Below are 19653 nucleotides of genomic sequence, written 5' to 3'. Positions count from 1 at the left end.
TGCATCACCCGCGACGGCTCATCGGCTTTTTCTGATGCGCCTCGCCAGCGCAGCCAGGTCAACGCCTACCTGTTCACTCAGACCGCGCAACTCGGCCGGAGGCGATGAGAGTGGGGCGGTACGAGCGCCCGGCGGCGGTCCGGGGCACTCAGCGGTCATCGACAGCGGCGTCCGGGTATTGGACAGCTGATAGAACCGCCAAACAGCCATCCGCGAGTCGACCAGAATCATCGCCCGATCGACGCGCGCGATGAGCACGGTGCACCGGGGATTGCGGGCCACCGCGACGACGCGGTCGGCTGTCCGTCCGAGTTCCGTCGCCACCCGAGCTGCCGCGCGGTACGCGTTACCGAATTCACCCTCTACCCACCAGGCGCCCTCGTCGAGACGGACGGCTAGACCGGCCTCCATAAGCATCGCCCGGGCCTCGGCGTAGGGATCCTGCTTGGACTCCTTGGCCAGCACGATGGTGTCCCAAAGCTCCCGGGCGCTGACGACGCGGGCAAAGGGCTGGCTGGCGGGGAGGAGTTGATGCTCGGCCAGTTCGGCGTCAGTCTCTGCGACCCACTCGGACGCGTCCCGCCAGGCGTCGCTAGCGAGCACGTCCGCCTCCCGGCCGCCCTCAAGGCGCGCGTCTTGGCGGAGCGTCGCCATGGCGACCGCCAGCAGGGAGTAGAGGTGGTTGAAGGCCTCGGCCGGAAGCTCGTCGAGCATGGCGTCGTCGGGCACCAGCGCCCAAACGAGCCACCGGAGGCCGTGACGCCAGTCCTCATCCTCCTGCCACACGCCGGCCGCAAGTAGCGTTAGGTACAGCGCGGTGACTGTCATCCGCAGATGCACCGGCGGCAGGGTCGACCAGTCGTCCTCGACCGCAGGCTCGGTCACCGAGGCGACCCAGCGGGCCGCGAATCGGCGATACCGGACGCGGTCGTCGGGGCGGACTTCGGGCACGGACCTGGCCGAGACGGTCTCCGGCTCGTCTACCAGGCCATCGAGCACACCCTCGTCCTCGTCTTCGGTGAGCTCGCTTTCGTCAATGTCGTCAATGGACCACCCGGCCGCTGTGACGTGATTCTTGGCCGACGTGCGCGGGAAGATGAGCCCGGCTAGCCCCGGCCCGAGCAGCTGGTCGCAGTCTTCGAGGTAGTCCGCCCAGCGGTCACCCGGCGGCACCCCATTGCTTACCGGCGGTGTCCGGGATGCGGGCGCGGGCCCGCCCACCCCGCCGACCAACTCCACTAGTCGAGCCAGGTCTGCGGTAAAACGCTGGGCGATCAGCGGATCGGTGAAGAGTTCGTTCGGCTCGTACGCGCGCGATAGCCGCGGTTCGTCAGAGACGTCTCGACGGGGCCGGCATCGGGATGGGTCGGTGATGAAGACGGCAGCCGACTCCCAGCGCACGCCGTCGAGCTCGATGACCGCGCGAACTGCGCCCCCGGTGAGCTCCGGGACCAGAAAGCGCGCGCTTTGTTGCCCGACAGGCACGGCACCCACGGCAAGCCAGCTGCCGGGCACCGCCGTCGGCGATGTCTCCACGACCATCCGCTGCACCGCCGCAGCGGCCAGCTCGACGACGAGCATGCCGTCGGTCAGCGCGCAACCGAGGAGCACCGGCGCGGCACCGGCGGAATCGGTCGCCGTGGGCGGGGCAGACGCCAGCTGCCGGAACGTCGTAATGGACTGCGGCTCGCCCTCCGGAAATAGCAGGTCGGTGTGCGGCGCGATCACGGCCAGCTCGCAGTTGCCACCCTGCGCGGTGCTAAGCAGCAGCGCCGAAGTGGTGACGTTCGCACTGCCGGTCATTCCGGCAGTCGTGCCGTCGGTGTTGTCCCACTCGATCAACTTGCCGTGTCGGGCCGGTCCCGGACCCAGCAGCCGGAACTCCTGATCAACGGTTGACCCGGTGGCCCGGACCAGTGCGGCGCCGTCGAACATGGCGATCGAGGGCTGCACGGCCACGCGCACCGAGCGTGGTTTGGTCCGGTTAACCAGGGCGCTCACCGCGCGGGCGGGCGGATCGAAGAAGGGGGCGGCCAGACGCAGCTCCTCAACGGGATCGGAGGGCAGCCGTTCCAGCAGCGGTCGCCGCAGGTTGCCGTATGCGCGTACCGGCAACCAGCGCTCGTCGACCGTGGCCGGCCGCATCCGTTCAGCCACTTGTCGCAGCGTCGCCGCAATCCAACTCGCCATCCCGACCACAGCAGGCAGGTCGTGCAGCCAATCCGCCACGTCCTCGATGAGCTGGGGCCCATGCTCCCGGGTGCCGTGGGCGGTCACCCATAGCTCACGGTTGTAGCCCCAGCCCGACAGCGTTGGATTGCCCGATCCGACCGTTAGCCAGACATCGTCGTCGCCGAGCAGCGCGACGAGCTTCGGATGGAATGCTCGCGAGCAGACCGCATGGCCATGCTGGTAGGCCAAGCCGGCCCGTCGCACGTCCACTGGATCGTGCACAGCTTGTCCGGCGTCGCCGAGTACGGTGATTCGCGCTCCGAGCGCCCGCGCCGTTGGGATGGCGAACTTCTCCAGGAACCCGAGGTCGACCGTGTAGCCGGTGATGACGACCTCGCGCAGCCGGGCACCGTCGGCCCGGTCGCGCCACTGTTCCAGCAATGTAAGAGGTGAACGGAAGGACCGTGACACGTCGCTCATGCCGGTACCTCCAGCAGTTGCTGCCCCCACGGGGTCACCGGTTCCTCGCGTTTTGGCGAGAGCAAGCCAACTTGAACCGCGATCTCGGCGAGCTGATGGACGCGCAGGCCGATATTGCCGCTGCCCTCCGATGAGTCGGCGAAGTAAACGCCATTGCGCTCGTGTAGGCGACTGAACAGCGAGATGGTCCCGTCCGGGTTGAACGCGACCTTGCGCAGCGCTACTCGCCGCGATTGCGCGAGCATGTCGTTGACGAGCTGCCGGCCCAACTCGCTGATCGGGCGCCGGGCGAACTCGCGCCGCAGCTGGGCGACCCAACTTGGGTCGAGATATGTGGGCCGCCGCCCCTTGAAGGTGCGCAGGGTGAGGCCGCTTAGCGAGTCGAGTCTGCGGGCTCCCAGCAGCAGCAATGCCACGTCGGTGACCACGCCACGGTCGTCATCCAGTATCACGTCCTCCGCCGGCATCGGATCACCGTGTCCGTCGATGACGGGAGGTAGGTCTGCCTCGAAGTCGGCGACGCTACCGGCGGGCAGCTGAGCGGTGATCCATTCGTGTAGGTGGCCCCGCGAAGCGTGCTCCGCATCGCGAACCTCGTTGACCAGAGCTGCCCAGAGGTGCCGCCATGCACCGACGGAATGGTGCCGGAGTACCACGCCCCGCCAGGCGGCGGTGCGCTCCTCGCTGGCAAGGAGCGGGTCCTCGCGGGCCGCCGACCCATATGCAACGCCCGCGGCAAACGCCTCCCGCCACGTCTCCGCGTCGGGGTTGAGCTGCCAAGATCGAGCCAGGATGCGCAGTGTCGCACGTCTGGTTCGATCGTCCCCCGTCCACGCCTCGGGATCGTGGCGGCCGTCGACGGTCGCGCTGAACACCTCGCTCAGCGGCTCCAGGTCGGGAGTGACCTCGTCGTGTTGCAGGCTCAGCCGGCCAAGGGCCGCCGATGGGAGGGGCAGGCCGGATCGACGGTCGGCGGCCTCGATGAGCGGGGCATACATCTCTGTGATCTGAGGTGGACAGGGGTGGCGGCTGGTGCGCAACGCGCCGCCATCCACCGCTACGGTGCCGAGTGCAACGCTGGGGCCGTTGTACTGCGACCAGAAGCCCCATGATCGCGGCGAGTAGGAGCGGGTGCCGGAGGCATCGGCCACCGAAAATTCGGCGCCGTCGTCGGGGGCTAGTCGCGCTAAGGCGTCAACGCCGTGAGCCAGGCCGCGAGGATGATCTGTCGTGTCGTACTCCTGCGAAATCCGTGCCATCCCGACCTCTGCGCGACGAACGAGACGTTGGCACGCGGCCCGGCTCAGGCCGGCGAGATCGGCGTGGGCCGCGAGTGCCCAGTAGAGGCTGTAGTAACGGGCGAAGCGGGTTACCGTCGAAACGCCGGGGACAAGCATGTCGACGGCGGCCATCACCGGCGCTTCCACGGCGAGCGGATACCGGCCGGCGCGAGCGAGCAGCCCCGGGTCACACCAAGCCGGCCCCACGACGAGCGATCGTGAGGCGGCGGATCCGACCATTGCATCGATCGGTGCACTCGTCATGGCGGCCATCCTGGCTCACTGCAAGCGCGCGGGGAATGCACCATCCAGGCTTATCGGGAACCATTCGGGCCGGTATGAAGTGACAGATCGGGTCGATTGCTGGCCGTCAACCGGAGTTGATCGCAGCCGTGCTGAGGGGCACGTTCCGTTTGGCGGCCTCGGGGCACCCCACGCTTAAGCGGCGATCGTTCGGGCGGTGGCGTACACGTCGGCGGGTAGGGGGTGGCAGAGCTGCCACAGGACGCGCATGGGCCGATCACCGGTGTGCGACTCGTAGTTCATGGTGCCGGCGTAGAGGTACGGCGGTGCGCCCAGGTCGCGGTCGGCGATGCGGGTCTCCCGCACGAAGAGGTGCACGGTCGAGCCGCCCGACGTGTAGCGCTGCCCGGTCGCCGACGCCGCAGAGGTGGTGCTCTGCGACTCCCACTGGAACAGGGTGTCGGTGATGGCGCGGTCGGCGTACATGGTGGTGGGGGAGTAGTGGGCCTCTGACTTGACCAGGGTGACGAAGAAGAGGTCGGCCTGGGCGTCCGGCAGCCATTTCACCCCCTCGCGCAGTGACCCCGGGTTGGTCATCCCAAAGGCGGCGCATGCCTCGTTGCGGCTGTAGCGGGCGTGCACCCGCAACGGCACCGCACCGGACGCGACGGTCGGCGTGACCCGGTGGATGCGGTCCCGCAGCACCTCGGCGACCTGCCGCAGCTCGGCGCAGCGGGCCGGCTCCTTCCATAGCCGCGCCAGCCGCTCGTCGCGTGTCGCGAGGGGGGCGTTCGGTCCCCAGAGGCTGAAGTGCAGCATGTCCAGCAGTCGGCTGTTGCCCGCGTACACCTGCTGACCTGGCGCGGGCGGTCCGGCCGCGACCCTCGTGAGCAGCTCTAGCCGGTCGATGTCGTCGGTGTGCAGCATGCGACCAACGGCGCGGCCCAACTCGCGGTCATCGGGGCCGGGTGTGGACGTCTCGATGCCGGCGAGCCGCCGCAGCCCGGTCCAGCCGCCGAAGCTGGCCGATCGGTATACGTCCTCGATCTCCAGGCCGGTCTCGCGGAGGAACGTGGCCAGGCTGACGTCGCCGAGCTGCCGCAGCTCAGAAACGAGACCAGCCTTCGAGGTGGGCAGCGCCGATCGCAGGTTGGCGAGCACCACCTCCTTCGCCACCCGATCCAGTTCGACGTGGCAGCCGCTCGGCAGGCTCGGGAAGTCGTCGCGGACCGCCTCGGTGATCGCCCGTCGGGTGACCCCAGTCAGGGCACGCCAGCGTAGGTCGAAGCGGAAGTTGGCATGCTGCCCGCCGATGAAGTCGAGCACCGTGAGGCAGGGCTTGTCGTCGTCGAGGCGCAGGCCACGGCCGAGCTGTTGCAGGAAGATCGTGGCGCTCTCGGTGGGTCGCAGCATCAGGATCGTGTCGACCATCGGCAGGTCGACGCCCTCGTTGAACAGGTCCACTGTGAAGAGCACTCGCAGCTTGCCGGCCTTGAAGTCCCGCAACAGCCCCGCCCGATCGGTGCCGGCCTTTGAGGTCACCGCCGCCGCCTCGACACCGTGCTTTCTGAACCGGGCGGCCATGAACTCGGCGTGCCCGATGCTCACGCAGAACCCGAGCGCCCGCATCCGCCCGACGTCCACCTTCTCGCGGACCGCCCGCAGCACCGTCCGCGCCCGAGCATCGTTGCCGGTGTAGATGGTGCTTAGCTGCGTCGGGTCGTAACCCTGGCCGCGCTTCCAGGTGACGTGCGACAGGTCCACGTCGTCGTGCAGCCCGAAATACTGGAACGGCGCCAGCAACTGCCGCTCCAACGCGTCCCACAGGTGCAGCTCGACGGCCGCGCGCCCGTCGAACCACCGGCGCACGTCGCCGCCGTCGGCCCGGTCGGGGGTCGCGGTGAGGCCCAGGAGTACGCGGGGACGCAGCCGCTCCAACAGTCGCGTGTACGTCGGCGCTTCCGCGTGGTGGAACTCGTCCACGATCACCATGTCGTACGCCTCGGGGTCGACCTCGCGGCGGTGCAGCGACTGGATGGAGGCGAAGACGTGCTTCCAACCGTTCGGCTTCTCGCCCGCGACCAGCGTCTCGCCGAAGCTGCCGTCGCCCATGACCTGCCGGAACGTCGACAGGCTCTGCCGCAGGATCTGCTCCTGATGAGCGACGAAGAGCAGCGAGTCAGCTCGTTTCGCCTTGTGCAGCCGGCGGTAGTCGAGGGCGGCCACCACCGTCTTGCCGGTGCCGGTCGCCATCACCACCAGGTTGCGCCAGCGCCCGTGCACCAGCCGCTCGGCGTCAAGGTCGGCGAGGATCTCTGCCTGGTACGGGTACGGGCGCACGTCCAGATTCGAGATCGCGGTTGGTGCTTCGTCGCGGCGCTCCCCGCTCAACGCGTGCCGCAGGCGGTCGGCATCCCGGGTCGCGTCGTACGCCTCGAACGCCGGATCGTTCCAGTAGTCCTCGAACGTCGCCGCGAACGTGTCGATGACGTGCGGCTGTTCCATGTTCGAGATGCGCACGTTCCACTCCACGCCGTCCACGAGCGCCGTCTTCGACAGGTTCGACGAGCCGACGTAGGCGGTAGTGGTGCCGTTGTCGCGGCGGAAGAGCCACGCCTTGGCGTGCAGGCGGGTGGTCCTCGTCTCGTACGACACCTTGATGTCTGCGCCCAGCTCGGCGAGCCGGTCTAGCGCCCGCTGATCGGTTGCGCCGAGGTAGGTGGTGGTAATGACGCGGACCTTGCCGCCTCGGGCAATCAGCTCGCGGATGGCTGGCTCGACGATGCGCAGGCCGTACCACTTGATGAACGCGCAGAGCAGATCCACATGGTCGGCGGAGGCCATCTCGTGATTGACCTCGTGGCCGATGCGGGGCTGGTGACGGCCGTTGACGAGTAGCGCGCCGGTGGAGAGGGGAGTGGTGGGGCGTTGCGGAAAGGTGGGCTCCGCCGGTGGGGTTGGTGGGGCGGCGATGGCGTGGATCAGGTGCTTGGCGTCGGTTACCTGATCCTGTTCGGTCGCTGCCTTCGGGCTCAGGATGGCGATGGCTTCGGCGATCTGGTTCGCCATTGCGATCTGGTGGTGGAGCTTGTCGTCGCCGCTGGGGACGGAGTGGAGGGCTCGGGCGGCCAGGGTGGCGATGTGCCGGGCGAGGGCGTGGTGGGCGTCGGCAGGGTCGAGTTTGTGGTGCTGGATCAGGGCGGGGTCGACCTGCTCGAGCCGGTCGGCAAGCTCGCGAGTGATGAGGTGCTCGTAAACACCCCGCTCAAGATCCGTCATCCCGGCACGTTAACGGACTTGCGTACGGAGACGCGGCCCGACATGCCGTTCTGCGGATCTTGCCTAGCCGATTAAGTCCGATGAGAGGTCTGCCCGCTCATCTGCCGCTTGCTGTGGGTGTTCCCCAGAACCTCGGTGCCCCTTGCAATCAACCGGCATAAATAGCGAACGCAGGATTCTCGGCAAATCCGTCAATCAGGATAGTACGCTACGTTTCGTGCTTGAAGATGACTTGGTTCGTATGCCCCGGAACTCCGATTCGGCAGGGTATGGATGGTCGCCTTCGAGTGTGCTCGAGTATCGGGGTCACTGACTGGCTAAGGTGAGAAATGTTCACACAGGAGCCGCTACTGAACAACGCGGTAGCTGATCTCGGCAGGTTGGGGGATCCCGCACTTGGACTCAAGCCGCTACTGTTGCGATCGTGGACGGGGCAGCCGCGGGCACATCGGGGGAACGATACGGCCAGGGGCAGCTCGAGCCCATGGAGCGACAATGCAAACGGGTCAGCGCGAATTCTTCGGGGATCCTATTCACGTCGTGTTCCGAGACCGCCTACCTCTCTTTGGACGTGCATCGAGCCGCTAGTGGGACCCGGCATCCGAAATCCCTCTGGGCTATCGAGCGTCCAGATGAATGTCACGTTTTTTGCGAGGCGGAGTACCAAGATTGGCTTGACGCGGCCGGCCAATATTGGGCCGTGGCTCGAGAAGACTCCGAAGCCTTCGGTACCCGCGGGGAGCGGATGGCGTTTTTTTCGACCCCGGTCAATCATACAGATCCGTGGCATGGCTTCCCGGTTGGGGGGCGACGCGGAATGAAGTTCCGGAGCCCGCCACCTGATGAATTGGTCGAGCGCTGGCACAAGGAAGGCCTAATTTCTTACACAACCTATACTCGTATTCTAACGAGGCGGTTGTAATGAGCAAAATATTCGTTGCGAGGGTCAGGGTTGCTGGCGAATATCGCGACGCATGGCTTTACAAGCGGCGACTGTACGTGTGGGACCGATTAGGGGTGCTGAGATTTGCCGACCTTGAATCTGTGGGAAAGTATCTGACGAAGGCGTACGGCGCTTCGATTAGCAATGTCATCCAGACTCTAATCTTCCGAAATGACTGGAAGGTTGGTGAGCAGTTTCGCGCGATGATGCGTGTTCCTGATATGGAATCGGCGTTCTTGCTGCCCTATCGTGACTCCGACTCTTTAACAGTCGATCTGCCGCATTGGCTGTTTAGTCGCAGCGAGTCTGAATCCTACGGCGGACTGGTTCTGGATACGCAGATCTACGCTGATCGCGTATATTTGGCGACACCTGAAGGCCTTTTGGAGAGTTACGTTAATGCCAGTCACCCGGATCGCGGCTACCCTTTGAATCAACAGACTGACTTCCGTGTTTCCAAAGTCTCAGTTCGTTACGCTGCAATCAACCTGTCGGCGGAAGAGCGGGGGCTTTACTTTGCGCGGGTGCGATTCGCTGCCGGAGGAATCCCGGGTTTCCGCCAGTCTAACTGGACTAAAGTTGCTGATTCGTCGATGTCGACATCGCATTCGCACCGCAATCTCTTAAACTATACGGGCGATGCGGTCCCTGGCTTCCTGGCGGCGAAGATTGAAGAGTCAAAGACTCACGAGGCTGCCCGCTATGAAGAGAGTCAAGTTGTTGGTTATAAGGGCGAGGCGGATCTCAGTTCGGTAGTCTACTCAGCGGCGACCAGTGCCAACAAAGTTTCAACCAAGAGTCACTCCCAGTACCAGGTCGCTGGGGAATTCGAAGTCCTGGGTAACACTAATAATCATCTGCTTGTAGGCTGGAACGGCAAGATGCGGGTCATCGACATTCGGACGAGGGAGGGAGACGAGATAGAGGCTAAGCCAAGCTCGAGGTACCAGGGTGCGTCGTTCGACAGCATAAACCCTGAAGACGTACTACAGACCTATCCCGTCAGCAGCGGTTTCGTCGTCGAGCTCTACGACTCGCTTCGCTTGATTGTGAGAGATGGTAGCTTTGAGCTTTCGGAAGGGCAAGCGGCTCGTGTCCGGACCTTCGCTAGCTCACTACGGCATCGAGAGGCAGTCGCGGTAGTCAACGAACGCGATGTCGTGCTAGTCGGCTACTACATGGTCAATGAAACGCTCTTTTAGGCCGCTGGGCGAGATCAGCGAGCGGTACCCACCGCGCCTTCGAATCATCATCCCGAACTGACCGCAGACGATTCTTGAACTCGGTCGCGACATCCGGCGAGCTGCATAGCAGCGGCACGGCCGCAATAATCATCTTTAACTCGCGTGCCTGCCTCAAGGTTGTCCATGATGGGTCTGTGATGACGTCGGATCCGTAGGCGATGGCTAAGGCGGGGTACGCTCCCGAACCTCTAAACCGAACCTCGCCAACTGCGACTGCTGCGAAGTCAACCTGCCAGGGGCCAACGCAGGTAGCGTCAAAGTCACACAAGACCGCCCGGTTCGGTGACATCCGCAGTAGGTTTCCGGCATGGGCATCCCCGTGAATGAGCTGCGGTTCCGTCAGACGGGTGAGCGCAACGATCTGCGGCTCGAGGCGGTCGCACCATTCCACGAGGAAATCGCAATCATCCGGATCGAGGCCGTCGGCGTCGGCCAAACGTCGTCGTGCGTCACCGATCGGATCCCAGAACGGCAGGCTGAAAGCTGGCAGGTCGAGTGCATGGAACTTGCGTAGCACAAAGCCGAGATCTTCCGCCGTTGGAGCAGGTGGTTGCGACGGGATATAGCGCCAAACTGACGCCGCCAAGTCGCCGACTTGGACCGGCTGCTCGACGTTGGGTGCCAGCCGGATCGTTGGTGCATCGATTTCGGCGAACCAACGCCCGAGCTGAACAACCTTGCTAACCCGATCCAGGAGCTGATGAGTTCGCGCGATCCGGATGACGATCCCGGGTCGAGGAAGGGCGAAGACGGCGTTGTTAGTCAACTGCAGCAGCCGAGCGCCCTCCGCAGAGACGTCCAGGGCAGCAGCGATGTCCCGCATGGCCGCCGTCATTGCCTCCTCAGAGAACCGCCCGCTCACGAAGCCACCGCAGCCTGGGCGGCGAGGACCCGCTCGAATGCGGCGACCTCCGGAAGCTGCCGGTGCCGAGCGAGATCACGACGCAGATTGACCACCCGGTCGATCACCCGCCTGGAACTCATCGCCTGCGCCTGCGTTAGCACGCGCGCCCCAAGGGCGAGCGCCTGCTCGGGCTCATCAGCTAAGAACAGCGCGCTACACAACCCGACCTCGTTCAGCACGATGCTACGCACGTTCGCCACGCCGAACGCGGCGATGGAATCCCTGCCCCAGCGCACCGCCTCCGCCGCGTGCCTACGGTCTCGTCGTGCCATGTCCCGATACACCCGCCCGTACTGAGCGAACAACTCGCCGCGGTCGTAGAAGCCCATCCAGTCAGGCTCGCGGTCCTTGTTGATGCGCTCGAACTGGTCGCTCGCCTTCCCGAGGGCTTGCAAGGCGGTCTGGTGGTCCCCAAGTGCCGCAACTGAGGCGGCCTCCGCGCCCCACAGCAGGGCTTTGGCCGCCGGGCTCGCGTGTGACCCGAGCTGCGCGTACGTGAGTTGCAGTGTCGCGAGGGCATCCCGGTTGTGCCGAAGGTGTTGAAGCTGCTTGGCCTGCGCGTACCGAATCATCGCGACCAGCGGTGCGTTATCAGCAGTCAACGCGGCGCGCTCCCCGGCGACGAAGTGCCGCTGCGCGTCGTCGTGCCTTCCCGCGTCGAGCGCGGTCCAGCCGGCCAGTTGCCGGGCTGTCGCGACCGCCGTGATGAGGGGCGGTGTGAGCCCGGTCGGATGCGACCAATCAAGCATCCGATATACCGACTCGGCGAACCGGGCCACCTCCCGATAGAGCAGGCCACCACCCGATTCCCGGTCCACCGACCGGTACAGCTCCAGCACCGCGTTCAGCCGAGCGATATCCGCAGTGCCGATTCGCCGGGGCTGGACAAGCTCGCTGCCGCCGAGCAGACCCGCGCCCGCAGCGACGGCGGCGATACCGGCCAACAAGGCTCGCCGACCCTCGTCCGGCGCAGCACCCTGTGTGTCGGTTGACGCGCGGGCGCTCCCGCGTCTCTCGGCCGACCGCTGAGGCTGTCCAGGGAGGGCGAACCAGAGACAAGATGCGGGTATACCGAGAAGCTTCGCCCAATGCGCCAGTCGGTCCAGGTGCACCAGCGGCGGCCCGTTCTCCACCCGGCTCAACTGTGCCTGCGTGATCCCCAACCACCCCGCCACCACGGACTGCGGCAAGGCGACCCGCCCGTGGTACGGATGGCAGCGGTACGCCCGGATCACCCGCCCGAGATGCCGCTCGATCAGCGCAAGTCGCACCGGCTCGTGGTCCCAGAATCTCGCCGGCACCACCGGCGGCACGCTCAACCGGTCCCGTTCGGCGGCCTGGCACGGCGTACACCGTCCGCTGTCGTTGTCCCGGGCCAGCCGTCCGCCGCACCGAGGGCAGTTTGCATGTGTCACCGGCGGCTCCGTCCATCTCGCCTCATCGAGCTTATCCATTGAACACGCTGCGTGGAGCGCTGGTATACGCGCGACGCATATCGTCAAGGACCGTCGGGCAAGCGAACGAACTGCAATTGCCTAGGACGGGCGCGCCGCCCGCAGCGCCTCGACGACCACGCTCCAACGCTCCGGCCCGTTCACCGAGTTCAGCGGCTCTCCGTCAGCCACGACCACGCCGGCAGCGCGCAGCACCGCCAGGTGACCCGCGTACGCCGGATGAGCGGCCAACTCCGCCTTGGTGTGCGGAAAAGCAATGATCGGCAACCCCGCCCCCATCGACTCGTTGAGGACACCGAGCGCCAGTGTGTCGTTGATGCCCAACGCCCACTTCGTCACCGTGTTGAACGTGACCGGCGCGGCCACCACCACATCAGCCGGCGGGTGCGGCTCCGGGTCGCCGGGCATCCGCCACTCCACGCGTACGAGATAGCCGGTCTTGTCTTGCAGCGCCGCCCGGTCGAGCCACGGCGCGGCGGTGGGGCTGACGATCATGCACACCTGCCACCCATCGGCGATCAGGAGGTCGACCAGCTCGTCGATGTGTTCCGCCGGACCCGCGGCGCAGACGACCAGGTACAGCACCGGGCGTTCCGTCATGCCCGCAGTCTGCCCGATTCGACAGTCGCGACGTCGAGCGCATACCGATCGTGCATGCCGCCAACGATCACTGTGACATGCCGTCGTCCCTGGTCAGCCGCGACAGTCGACGCATGGCCCGGGGCGGGTGACTTGTCCCGGAGCTGCGCCGGCCCTCAACGGCGCAGCTCCGTCCCGCCCGCCCCGGTGCCAGCCCATGAATCAACGACCTGGAGCCGGCATGCCCACCGTGAACGACGACCACCCGGCTCACGCGGACCTGGCTGCCGCCTGGGAGTCGGTCGACGTGCGGGCCGCCGGTGACTTCTGGTGCACCCTGGAAGACCGCCGACCCGGGCTGCTCCCACACCGCGACGCGCCGCTGTTCTTCACCGCGCTGGGCCGCCTCCTGGTCAGCGGCGACGACCCGGCGAATCGGGCTGCGCTGCTCCGGGTACTCGGCCACGCGTACCGTCATCTCGACCTGCTCCCGCACGCCACCACCATCGGCGACGCGCTGCTCGCCACCGTTGCCCGCCACGCCCGCCCACTGTGGACGCCGCAGCTCACCATCGTCGCCGAGCGCGCCCTGTGCCGTGCCACGCACGCCATCCGCCGCGCCGCCGCGCAGGCCGGCGACGGCCGGGCCTGGTGGCACGTCGAGGTGATCGGCCACGATCGGCCGTCGCCCGACATCGCCATCCTGACGGTACGTCCCTGGCGGCGACTGCCCTTCCAGCCAGGTCAGGCCGTGCCGGTCTGCACGCCGCGCCTGCCTGGGCACTGGCGCTGGCTCTCACCGGCCAACGCCCCACGCGCGGACGGCACCGTCGAGCTGCACGTCCGCGCCGTACCCGCCGGCACCGTCTCCCACCGACTGGTCCATGAGGTACGCCCCGGCGAGCTGCTCTGGCTCGGCCCGCCCGTCGACAACGGTCTGAGCCTCGACCCGACGAGCACGAGCGATCTGCTCCTCGTCGCCGGTGGCACCGGCCTGGCGCCGCTGCGCGCCCTGGTCGAGCAGGTCGCCGCCGCACCGGACGGCCGGCGGGTGACGCTGATCGTCGGCGCGCGCACCTTCACCGACCTGTACGACGCGATCGCCCTCGACAAGCTGCAATGCGCCCACGACTGGCTGACCATCGTGCCTGCCCTCTCCGACGACCCCTGCGCGGAGCCGGCCGAGCAGGGCGACGCCCTGACCATCGCCCTCGACCATCACCAGCCCGGCCAGGACGTCTACCTCTGCGGCCCACCCGCGATGCTGGCCGGCGCGCGGCCACGGCTGTGCGCACTCGGCATCCCCGCCGCACGCATCCACCTGCCCAAAGGCTTCACTTGCTGACGGCTTGCCTGCCGGACGAACTCTGATCGGCCCGCGTACGCGCGATCATGATCCTCGACGATCGACTACCAGTTGGAACTGAGCTGCTTGACGGCCTGGCGGAAACGCCGCGGCGGCAGGACGGCCCGGAGCTTGTCGGCAGCGTCAGCGAAGTCCGAGATCGTGGTGACGCAGCCGTGGCCGAGGTGGGCGAGCCGGATGACACCAAACCGCTCGACCACGAGTGCCTGGGACAGCGGGACGGTGTGCACGTTCCCGTCGCCATCCACAGTGGAAATCGCGTCGATGCCGATGACCAGCTTGCCCTTGTTGTGGAACCGCTTGGAGAACGGCGGCCTGACGACCTCACCTGCGGGCACGAAGCGGGTGGTCGGGCAGGAATCCTCGGTGGCGCGAGGGAGGTCGGGTTTCGACCCGTACGGCACGACGATCATGGCGCTTGAGAGCCAGCCCGACACGATGTCCCGTGTCGCGTCCGGAGTAAGCCCAGTCAGCTCGCTGAGTGATTCCGAGCCGTAGATCTCAGCCGTGCCGAGCAGCTCCTGGTGGGCCAAGGGTTGAAGCTCGCTAATCGACTGCATCCATTCGATGTCGCCCTCCATGGTCATGCGCTGCGTTGGCACCCGGTCGGCGATCTCCACTCGATCGATCCCATCGGCGGCAAGCCGTTGCAGCTCGGCCCAGAGCAGCTCCGCCGCGACGGTGGCGTCGAAATTCTTGCCCTTTTTGCCGAAGTCTGGTGTGACCCTCAACCCGAGCTCGTGCCGCGTACTGTCGACGACCTCGCACATGAATTCCGCACCGATGGCCACCCCGGCCTCGTCTACTGCCTCAGCGACTCGCGACCGCAGTGCCCACATCAGAACGACAGCTTCCGCGCTGGGTTCGACACCGACCGTCAGCGCGACGCCGCGGACCTCGTCGGCGTACCAGATCGGCCCCATTTGGTTGTTGACGAGTGGCGTGCTGCGGGTGACTCGCGGGCCGGCGGGCAATAGCAGTCGCATCGCCTGAGGCGGTTCGCCCGTCAGGGTGAGAACCGCGTTGCCGCTGGTGAAAAACCTTTCGACATACCGTCGGATCTCGTCCGCTGTGAAGAGCTTGTAGTCCACTGCGGGCCAGCGCGACAGGCCGTATCCGCTCGGCCCGAAACGCCGCGACAGCAGCGCTCCCCACGGGTCGCGCAGACCTTCTTCGATGTTCGAGACGTACCGGCTGTCCGCATTGAGGTCCGCGACCGCGTCGGACAGATCCTCGGGCGGAAGATTGCTGATGGCCGAGCAGATGGTGGCGAGGTGCTCCGCTACCTGACCCGGTGGGCCGCCTGCGAGGAATGACGTGTTGTTCATCCAGATGTTGTCCTCGTGCTTCTCCGCGACGTGATCCTCCGTCCAGTCCACCAGGTGCTGCACGAGATGGGTCAGGCCGATGGAGTCGATCTCTTCGTCGCGGGCACCGCACCCAAACGTCAGCGACGCGGCCAAGGTGCCAGGCACATCGCGTTGGATGACAGCAACTCCGTCTATCTCCTCGCGCCGCATGAGCGGATCGTAAGGTGACCGGTCAAGCCAGGGGCTGAGGCGTTCGACAGTCAGAGGACGCGGTGCCGTTGGTGCGTCAACTGATGGTGTCGCCGAACTCGCGGACCCCGTCGACGTCCAGCGTGATCCGGTCGTTCTCGGTCCACTGGCCAGTGGCGGCGGCCCAGCTCGGGTCGTCGCGTTCGTCGATGTCGCTCCAGCTGTGCCGGTGGTGCCGTAGCTGGATCGGCCCGGTCGACTGACCCGGCGCGAGCGTCCCGTCGGTAAAGGTCAGCTCCACCCAGCCGGGGACCGGCGTTCCCGGGATCGGGTAACCCGGCGGCGCCGGCGTCGTCATCCCGCCGGGCGGCCCGCCCGGTGGGATGAAGAACTGCACGGTCTGCCGGATCCGGTCACAACCCAGCGCGGCCCAGTCGCAGTTCGGCACCAGCGACGTGTTGGCGCCCTCGAAGCGCAGGTGGTAGCGCACCCGTACCGTGCTCAGGTCAAGCGGCGCGGTGCCGGTGTTCGTCACCTTCAGCAGATGCTGGATCTGGTTGTTCGTGGGGGACCAGTCCAGGTTGAGGTAGCTGACCGTCGCGCGGCCGGCCGCGGTCCGCACTGTGGTGGTGGGCGAGGTGTCCGAGTAGCCGCCGAGCGCGCGGGCGGCAACCCCGATCCGGTACGTCGTGCCAGGTGCGAGGTCGGTCAGCGTGATCGTGGTGTCGGTAGTGGAGCCGAGGAAGCGGTACGTGTTCGGACCCAGCGGCACCTGCACCTCGTAGTTGATCGGCTGCTCCGCACCGGGCTCGACCCAGGCGGAGGGCGCCCAGCTGAGGGTGAGCTGATGCGGTTCGTTGGCCACCACAGTGGGGGTGCCCGGGGTGCTGATCGCCGGCCCGTCGGCGCGGGCGGCGTTGACGGCGAGCAGGCTCGCCAGCGCGGCGAGGGCGATGGTGGCGGTGACACGGCGAGCAGGCATGAACGAATCGTAACCACCATGCATCGAAGTCAATGCATTGTCCCACTTGCTGGCCGAGGTGCGCCGGAATTGCGCATTGTCAAAATTCTGCACTGCCTCCGCCTGGCGATCAATCAATCCGGCTCAATACGCTGACCAGGCGGCGTATCCATCGGTTCTCCGCGCACGCCGCCCAGCTGACCTGGCCGGTGCTGCCGCCCGTCCGTCCCTGCGCGCCCACATCGCGAGGTGTCGAATGGTCATTCCACGTCCGGTTCTTGCCGTTCTTGCGGCCGTGCTCTGCTGGCTTTTGATCGTCTTTCCGGTATCTGGTCCGGCCGATGCTGAGGCCGCCGAAAGTCAGGAAATAGCGGATTATCTGTCAACCCACCCCGGTGGGAAGGCGCTCAACGACAACGAGATCAGCTACGGCGGCGGGGCGCTCATCGTGACCCTGCGGCGACCGATCGGGACGCTCGCCGCCGCCGACTGTCCCTCGGGCTGGTACTGCTTCTACGAGTGGCCCAACTACGGCTACCCCCGGGGCCGGCTCTCCGACTGCGGCCGGCAGAGCCTCGCCACCTGGCACTGGCAGTTCCGGGTCGAGTCGGCGCACTACAACCTCGGCAGTGGCACGGTGTCGTTCTACTACTACGACACCCGGCTCTTCGACATCGGGGCGGGCAACCGGGTCCGCAGCGACGCGTCCCCGTACCGGAACTGGCCGAACTACGTGGACCGTCGCTGCCGATGACCCGCGCGGCGTGATTGTTTCAGGCGCAGTCGGGCGGGATGATCCGGTCGGTCCGCCGCTTCGGCAGGAACAGCACGTAGTCGAGGATCTGCTCATCGGCCACAGTGGTCGTCTGGTGGCTGAACAACTCGCCGGTGAGCGGGTTGAACTGCAACGTCTCCCGACGGCCCTGGGTGTCGTCGGCGCTGAAAGCCAGCCCGGAACGGCCGTCCCAATCTGGGTACGCGCCCCGGTCCTGGATGCCCGGCGTCGCCGCCAGCTCGAACAGCAGCGCCGATACCTGACCCGGATTCAACAGGTGGTAGCGGAAGATGCGGCTGACCACGGTCAGCATCCCGGCCGCCGTGCGCATCTCTGGCGGTAGCTCGCCCAGCTGCGCAGCCAGCTGTTGCCGCAGCTCCTGCGGGTCCACCGACGGCGCTGGCGGAATCTCGGACAGGTCGCCCGGGAGATATTGGAACGCCGCCGGTGTGCCCGATCGACGTCCCTTGGTGACTGGGGTGACGACCCGGCGGCCGGACAGCTCCGGGGTCCACCACAGCCTCTCGTCCCGGTAGCTGTTCCGATCGATCCCGGGCGCGAGGTCCGCCGGTGCCCAGACCCGAAGACAGGAGACGGTGTACGCCCCGACAGCGGCGGTCGGCGCGATTCCCGCGACGGCCAGCGCGAGATCGGTGAGGCGGCCCGACCTGCCGACGACCGCCGGGGTGCTGCCCGTCGACGGCTGGGTGCCAGGTGTCGCCTCGGTCGTCGGTACGACAGGGGCCTCGTCGCGCCCCCTGATCGCGGTGGCCCCGATCGCCACCAGCGGTGTCAGGGACACCCCACCGAGCAGGATCGCCAGGACCGCCCGCGCCTTCGGTGGCAGCCGGCTGAACCGGCTGGTGGCGGTCGGGGCCCGGATGGCTTCCTCGACCGCTGGGCGGCGAGGCCGCGGGATTCTGGTCGTCCGGGTGGCGTCGGTGTGTCGTGGGGCTGGCCGATTCACCCGTCGACCTGCGTCCCGCGCCGAGGGCCAACCCGACGTGCTGCTGCGGGCGACGGGCGAGGTCGTCGTTCGGTGGGGCAGCGCGTGCCAGCCGGCCGAGGTTTGCCGCGGAGGGATCGGCACCGGGCCCCGCTGCCGCGCCGGTGCCTCCACCTCCAGCGCGCGAGGCATCTGCTCGAAGGGCAGCCGGTCCAGCGGGGCGCCCCGGTTCTGCTGGCTCGGTTGCGGTCCGACCGCGTTGAACCGGGCCGACTGATCGTTGCCCGGAAACGCCAGCTGCGGAAGCGGGTCGGCCTGCGGCAGGGTCGGCAGGCCGGCCGCCGCCGGCGGCACGACATCGCGACGGAACTCACGCTGATAGGCGTGTGCGGCGTAGGCGGCCAGCTGGAAGTACCAGGCCCGCCCGGCGCGGCCGGCGTCCTCGTAGGTGCAGCAGATCAGCGCCTGGCTCAACAGGGAAAGCAGGTACTGCGCCCGCCAGCTCACCCCCCAGTTGCCCGTCCTGGCCACCGTCAACCCGACCGAGTAGCTGGCCTTGATCGCCTTGACCTGCCGCGCGGACAGCCGGTCCGAAGGGCGTTCCTCCGGGTCGATCAGCAGGGTGCGAAGGGCGTCCGTGTCGACGCTGCGGGGGCTGTTCGCCACGTCCGGGCGGACGGCGTCCAGGAGCAGGGTGGCCTGGTCGCGGGTGAGTGGCGCGTCCACGGCGAACCGGTCCGTGTCCACCAGGCAGAACTTCTTGACGTGTACCTGGCCGGCCCGGGAGCAGGCATAGAGGACGTTGCGTGCGTGCAGGTCGCCGTGCGATGCCCCGCAGAGCTGGTCGAGCTGGTCGTCGTCGAAGAGCGAGCCGGTCTCGGTGAATCGCAATGGGTGCGGCAGCACCGCCCCGGTCGCGACGTCGTGCAGCCAGTCGCCCTGGACGGCGCCGAGATTGAGCGAATTCATGGCTTCGGACAGCTCGTCCCGGGCCCCGGCGTCGGCCAGCTCCCGGCGCACGAATCGGCCGACGCTGGTGCGGCTGGTTCGCCGTCCCTGGCGGTACCAGTGGTTCCACACCCCGTCGAGCAGGGCCTTGTAGGCGTCCTTGCGCTGGTCGTCGCGGACCTCGGCCAGTGGAACGAGCTGCTCGGCACCGTGCGCGATGTCCTGGAACATCAGGTACCGGCCGTCTCCGACCGGGTATGGCGGGTACGGCTGACCGACCAGGTGGCGCTCCGCAAAGCCGGGATCGAGAGTGACAGCCCTGGCGTGCCGGGCAGCCTCCTCGGCCGCCTGCGCGGCGGGCAGCACCTTGACGTACAGCTGCTCGGCGTTCCGGCCGTCACGCCGCTCGGCGATCACCGGGATCAGCTCGGCCTCGCTGTGCCCACGTCGTCGGCCGGGATGGCACGGGGGGCGAACGACGGCGTCGCGCCCGGCCGCCCAGTCCCGCAGCGCGGCCGTGACTGTCACATCCGCTATGTACCGTTCGAACTCGTCAACGAGACCGTCGCCCATGTCCGCC

General features: G+C 67.2%; 12 protein-coding genes. 3 read left to right on the top strand and 9 right to left on the bottom strand.

The features are described 5' to 3' along the window. Window positions 1–18: 18 nt before the first annotated feature. From FB453_RS02095 to FB453_RS02085, 3 genes are all read right to left on the bottom strand, one after another. Complete coding sequence (locus tag FB453_RS02095; RefSeq protein WP_145787103.1) at window positions 19–2652, bottom strand: phospholipase D-like domain-containing protein; 2634 nt, start codon at window positions 2650–2652, stop codon at window positions 19–21. Beyond that, window positions 2649–4196 carry a hypothetical protein gene (locus tag FB453_RS02090; RefSeq protein ID WP_222431299.1) on the bottom strand — a complete coding sequence of 516 codons (1548 nt, stop codon included), beginning with the start codon at window positions 4194–4196 and terminating at the stop codon, window positions 2649–2651. The genes FB453_RS02095 and FB453_RS02090 overlap by 4 nt, the downstream gene beginning before the upstream one ends. Before the next feature lie 174 nt (window positions 4197–4370). Then, window positions 4371–7454: a DEAD/DEAH box helicase gene (locus FB453_RS02085; RefSeq protein WP_145787101.1), complete on the bottom strand. Its 3084-nt coding sequence runs from the start codon at window positions 7452–7454 to the stop codon at window positions 4371–4373. A gap of 921 nt (window positions 7455–8375) precedes the next feature. On the opposite strand from FB453_RS02085, the gene FB453_RS02080 reads away from it, so the two are divergent. Further along, window positions 8376–9599 (top strand): hypothetical protein, encoded by a 1224-nt coding sequence (locus tag FB453_RS02080; protein ID WP_145787099.1) that lies wholly within the window; start codon window positions 8376–8378, stop codon window positions 9597–9599. Here the strand turns inward: FB453_RS02080 and FB453_RS02075 are convergent. The 3 genes from FB453_RS02075 to FB453_RS02065 form a co-directional block, all read right to left on the bottom strand. Continuing rightward, window positions 9580–10476: an aminoglycoside phosphotransferase family protein gene (locus FB453_RS02075; RefSeq protein ID WP_486480157.1), complete on the bottom strand. Its 897-nt coding sequence runs from the start codon at window positions 10474–10476 to the stop codon at window positions 9580–9582. The two genes, FB453_RS02080 and FB453_RS02075, sit on opposite strands and share 20 nt — an antisense overlap. A 23-nt stretch (window positions 10477–10499) precedes the next feature. Then, window positions 10500–11858, bottom strand: a complete 1359-nt coding sequence (locus FB453_RS02070) for a helix-turn-helix domain-containing protein (protein WP_486480156.1) — start codon at window positions 11856–11858, stop codon at window positions 10500–10502. A 222-nt stretch (window positions 11859–12080) separates the two neighbouring features. Then, on the bottom strand, window positions 12081–12599 hold the full coding sequence (locus FB453_RS02065) for a flavoprotein (protein ID WP_145787095.1): 519 nt from the start codon (window positions 12597–12599) through the stop codon (window positions 12081–12083). A gap of 220 nt (window positions 12600–12819) precedes the next feature. Here FB453_RS02065 and FB453_RS02060 point away from each other — a divergent pair, with 220 nt between their 5' ends. Beyond that, window positions 12820–13923 (top strand): FAD-binding oxidoreductase, encoded by a 1104-nt coding sequence (locus tag FB453_RS02060; RefSeq protein ID WP_145787093.1) that lies wholly within the window; start codon window positions 12820–12822, stop codon window positions 13921–13923. Window positions 13924–13988: 65 nt separating this feature from the next. Here the strand turns inward: FB453_RS02060 and FB453_RS02055 are convergent, their stop codons facing one another. Next, a complete protein-coding gene (locus FB453_RS02055; protein ID WP_145787092.1) occupies window positions 13989–15464 on the bottom strand; it encodes a hypothetical protein in 1476 nt (491 codons plus the stop codon). A 76-nt stretch (window positions 15465–15540) separates the two neighbouring features. Then, the gene (locus FB453_RS02050) at window positions 15541–16425 is read right to left on the bottom strand and encodes a fibronectin type III domain-containing protein (protein WP_145787090.1); all 885 of its coding nucleotides are present in this window, start codon (window positions 16423–16425) and stop codon (window positions 15541–15543) included. A gap of 235 nt (window positions 16426–16660) precedes the next feature. On the opposite strand from FB453_RS02050, the gene FB453_RS02045 reads away from it, so the two are divergent. Continuing rightward, window positions 16661–17158: a peptidase inhibitor family I36 protein gene (locus FB453_RS02045; RefSeq protein WP_145787088.1), complete on the top strand. Its 498-nt coding sequence runs from the start codon at window positions 16661–16663 to the stop codon at window positions 17156–17158. 19 nt (window positions 17159–17177) lie between these two features. Here the strand turns inward: FB453_RS02045 and FB453_RS02040 are convergent, their stop codons facing one another. Beyond that, a complete protein-coding gene (locus FB453_RS02040; protein WP_145787087.1) occupies window positions 17178–19646 on the bottom strand; it encodes a hypothetical protein in 2469 nt (822 codons plus the stop codon). Window positions 19647–19653 lie beyond the last annotated feature (7 nt).

The sequence above is a fragment of the Micromonospora sp. CNZ322 genome (genome assembly GCF_007827755.1).
The sequence above is the reverse complement of the archived record's forward strand: the minus strand, read 5'-3'. Positions and strand labels throughout refer to the sequence as shown.

What these genes read in the sequence shown, in the direction of transcription:
- FB453_RS02095 (WP_145787103.1), bottom strand. Translation starts at nt 2,652, where the DNA reads ATGAGCGACGTGTCACGGTCCTTCCGTTCACCTCTTACATTGCTGGAA.
- FB453_RS02090 (WP_222431299.1), bottom strand. Translation starts at nt 4,196, where the DNA reads ATGACGAGTGCACCGATCGATGCAATGGTCGGATCCGCCGCCTCACGA.
- FB453_RS02085 (WP_145787101.1), bottom strand. Translation starts at nt 7,454, where the DNA reads ATGACGGATCTTGAGCGGGGTGTTTACGAGCACCTCATCACTCGCGAG.
- FB453_RS02080 (WP_145787099.1), top strand. Translation starts at nt 8,376, where the DNA reads ATGAGCAAAATATTCGTTGCGAGGGTCAGGGTTGCTGGCGAATATCGC.
- FB453_RS02075 (WP_486480157.1), bottom strand. Translation starts at nt 10,476, where the DNA reads ATGACGGCGGCCATGCGGGACATCGCTGCTGCCCTGGACGTCTCTGCG.
- FB453_RS02065 (WP_145787095.1), bottom strand. Translation starts at nt 12,599, where the DNA reads ATGACGGAACGCCCGGTGCTGTACCTGGTCGTCTGCGCCGCGGGTCCG.
- FB453_RS02060 (WP_145787093.1), top strand. Translation starts at nt 12,820, where the DNA reads ATGCCCACCGTGAACGACGACCACCCGGCTCACGCGGACCTGGCTGCC.
- FB453_RS02055 (WP_145787092.1), bottom strand. Translation starts at nt 15,464, where the DNA reads ATGCGGCGCGAGGAGATAGACGGAGTTGCTGTCATCCAACGCGATGTG.
- FB453_RS02050 (WP_145787090.1), bottom strand. Translation starts at nt 16,425, where the DNA reads ATGCCTGCTCGCCGTGTCACCGCCACCATCGCCCTCGCCGCGCTGGCG.
- FB453_RS02045 (WP_145787088.1), top strand. Translation starts at nt 16,661, where the DNA reads ATGGTCATTCCACGTCCGGTTCTTGCCGTTCTTGCGGCCGTGCTCTGC.
- FB453_RS02040 (WP_145787087.1), bottom strand. Translation starts at nt 19,646, where the DNA reads ATGGGCGACGGTCTCGTTGACGAGTTCGAACGGTACATAGCGGATGTG.